The sequence below is a fragment of the Treponema endosymbiont of Eucomonympha sp. genome, assembly GCF_001028545.1.
The window spans coordinates 1-429 of record NZ_BBPW01000708.1 but is presented as its reverse complement, the minus strand read 5'-3'; the positions used below and the strand labels follow the sequence as shown (position 1 = coordinate 429).

General features: G+C 60.1%; 1 protein-coding gene. It reads left to right on the top strand.

Translation table 11 applies throughout. The features are described from left to right. Positions 1–182 precede the first annotated feature (182 nt). The coding region (locus AWU74_RS08715) for a hypothetical protein (protein WP_368853477.1) at positions 183–429 on the top strand (247 nt) is incomplete at its 3' end.

Here is a 429-nt window from a genome sequence, read left to right as displayed (position 1 = left end):
ATGAGGGGCTCAACGCGTCTTACGAGTCCTTCGACGGTTACCCGATGCCCGGCATTACGCTCACCGTCGGGGCGCGGATGAATTTTGCGGGTTTGAAACAACAGGCGGAGAAAGCGGCGGGAGTATGGGCTGGGCAAGCCGCCGCGCGTTCAGCGAGGCGTCGGCTGTGAAGGAGGCGCGATATGGATAAGTATCTGGCGTATTGTTTTTTGTACGAAGACGCCGCCGATTTGCGCTGCGACTTTGAAATCAGCACCGACGAAATAGCCAGCATGGTCGGCTTGCTCCGCTCCCTCGTCTCGGACTCGGCGTTGCGGGACGATTTGAGCCGAATCAACGAGCTCATATACCACCTGAACCCGTCGCTCCGTACCGAGCCGCGGGTTACGGCAGCGGGACTCGCGTGGCTGCCCGATAAAACGGAACGGC